The 2333-nt window shown below is 41.9% G+C and carries 3 protein-coding genes; 2 read left to right on the forward strand and 1 reads right to left on the reverse strand.

The annotated features are described in order from the left end of the window. The first annotated feature begins 931 nt into the window (after positions 1–931). Positions 932–1171: an RNA-binding protein gene (locus tag P2G85_RS21325; RefSeq protein WP_275866007.1), complete on the forward strand. Its 240-nt coding sequence runs from the start codon at positions 932–934 to the stop codon at positions 1169–1171. Between the two features lie 176 nt (positions 1172–1347). Here P2G85_RS21325 and P2G85_RS21330 read toward each other — a convergent pair whose 3' ends face one another. Beyond that, positions 1348–1533 (reverse strand): hypothetical protein, encoded by a 186-nt coding sequence (locus P2G85_RS21330; protein WP_275866008.1) that lies wholly within the window; start codon positions 1531–1533, stop codon positions 1348–1350. Between the two features lie 317 nt (positions 1534–1850). Between P2G85_RS21330 and P2G85_RS21335 the strand changes: the two genes are divergently transcribed. Next, positions 1851–2183, forward strand: coding sequence for a PBPRA1643 family SWIM/SEC-C metal-binding motif protein (locus tag P2G85_RS21335; RefSeq protein WP_275866009.1), 333 nt, complete (start codon positions 1851–1853; stop codon positions 2181–2183). Positions 2184–2333: the final 150 nt, after the last annotated feature.

Consider the following 2333-nt stretch of genomic DNA (forward strand, 5'->3'; position numbering starts at 1 on the left):
AAGAACCAAGGAAAATTAAGATTGAAGCAGGAATGTCTCGACGCCCAAACACCACGAATCAACGCTAAAAATCGCGATTTTTGACCTGAATTTTTAGGCTTTCTTCATATAGCGTATAACGCCCAATTAAGGTGTGAGGCACGCAATACGGTGCTTCCGCATACCACCTTAACCACTAAAACCAACGCATAGTAAAAATGCCACGCGTGCCGAATCACTCTTAAATTGTTTGTTAGTTGCCAGACCCAATTTACTGATTTTAGGACAGTTTAGGATTTGAAAACAACAAACTATACGTGCTTTGATGTCGTTAAGTCAGGCGTAGTTTCAAAGCGGCTAGTTACTGAAATCACTTGAGCAATGCACGCCGCAGAAAACGGACTGACAACACCAAAAAGACCTTTTGTAAAGACAATCTCACAGTGCGGACTTTCAACAAAGTCGCTGAAACCACGTGAACTCACCACACCAGAGAAAGCGACCTTTCAGCAAGTAAATTAGCTTTTGAGACGGTAAACTCACCGAGCTGAGTTTCAGCAAAAAATGGCCGACCGTCTAACCTAAAGCCTGCAACACCAAAGAACAAATCAGCAGTGCGGCAATGCCAAATTTGGGTCTTAGCTGAAATATCCAACACTGGATTTGAGCGAGAAAACTCACTTAACTTTGAGCTTTTACCGCTAAATTTTGCAATTTGGCTGCGTTTTCCTCATGGCAACTAACGCCGCGTTAAGTAGTGAGCAACACTGCCACCTTACCTAAACCACTGTGCCGTAAACACTAAATTCAAAGCAAACCGAAAATGCCCAGCGTTGCGAATCTGCCTTAAACGCCTTGTTAGGTGCGTTTTTAAAGGTTCACCACTAATTTACCTTGGTTTACTTCTCTAATACTGAGACACTTGGGCCGCAAATACATTAGGCAAAATAATATGAAACTTTTAGTTCGCAATCTAGCGCGTACCATCACTGAACACGAAGTTCGTGTACTTTTCTCTGCTCACGGTAAAGTTACCGAGTGCAACTTGGTTCTAGACCAAGAAACAGGTTTATCAAAAGGTTTCGCGTTTGTCGAAATGCCAGATGACAAAGAAGCAAAAGCTGCTATCCAAAACCTAAACCTTTCAAACGTTGCTAAAAGCACCATTCGAGTAAAACGCGCTCAAAACTAAACTCAAAAAGCCAGTAGTTGATTTCTGCTGGCAGTTTTCCGCTTAAGCACCTAACGCCTTGCTAAGGTGTGAGCAACGCAATGGCCAAGCCTCTGCATTGCGCCGTAAGCACTAAACCTAACGCAAGCTAAAAATGCCACGCGTTGCGAATCACTCTTAAGCAATTTGTTAGCTTTTTAATACCGTCCCATCCCATGGAACATTCCACCAAACAAGCCCATTAAAATACCAAAAATAATGCTCAGAATTATGAAGGCAGGAATCGAAGCAATTGCAAATTTAACCATAAAAACAACCATCGACATAAATGGCATTTTTACATCTACAACAGTAACTTCTTGCTTGTCATTTTCAACGGACATAACCATTTCCTTGTAATTAGCAATAAGCAACTAGTTTAATCCAATAAGTAATGTGGTTCTTTGAGATAACTATTGTTTTCCTTGAAAGCTAACGCTCTGTTAAGGGGTGAGCAACGCAATACCAAAGCCGCCGCAAACCACCTTAATCACTTAAACCAACGCATAGTAAAAATGCCACGCGTTGCGAATCCCTCTTAAACAGTTTGTTATACCGCTTTTCTACGATACTAAGCTTTAACCAATTTGAGCTTTATCATTTTAGTACGATACGTATAATCCCTGCTCATTTTCTTACATACCAAGTAAAGAGTATCAGCATGTCTAAGCTGTTTTTTAAAGGTCGAATTGAAACTCGACAAAATCACGTACTGTCAGGCTACAACGTTAATCGCGACGTTAAAGCTGGTACAGAAGAAGCACCGATCAGTATCGTTGTTCCGACAGAACTACGTAAACAAGAAGTCGAAGCTATCACTCAAGAGCATTCGATTTTCGCCAACATCACTGTCGATGAAAGCCAAGAAGAAAACACGATCGAGCTAGATACGCTCCTGAACAAGGCAAAACCAACGGTATTTGAAAAGAAACCAAACAGAAACGACCCTTGTAGTTGCGGTAGCGGCAAGAAATACAAGAAGTGCTGCGCCTAGATTTCTAATACCGCCCTCACACGGCGGTATAACGCCCTGCTAAGGGGTGAACAACGCAATACCGAAGCCTCCGCACACCACCTTAATCACTAAAATCAACGCATAGTAAAAATGCCACGCGTTGTGAATCCCTCTTGAGCAGTTTGTTAG

Origin of the sequence: Vibrio sp. CAU 1672 (genome assembly GCF_029223195.1) — a bacterium.
Classification (GTDB): Bacteria; Pseudomonadota; Gammaproteobacteria; order Enterobacterales; family Vibrionaceae; genus Vibrio.

Coding starts and splice junctions, on each gene's coding strand:
- P2G85_RS21325 (WP_275866007.1), top strand. CDS start 932: ATGAAACTTTTAGTTCGCAATCTAGCGCGTACCATCACTGAACACGAA.
- P2G85_RS21330 (WP_275866008.1), bottom strand. CDS start 1,533: ATGTCCGTTGAAAATGACAAGCAAGAAGTTACTGTTGTAGATGTAAAA.
- P2G85_RS21335 (WP_275866009.1), top strand. CDS start 1,851: ATGTCTAAGCTGTTTTTTAAAGGTCGAATTGAAACTCGACAAAATCAC.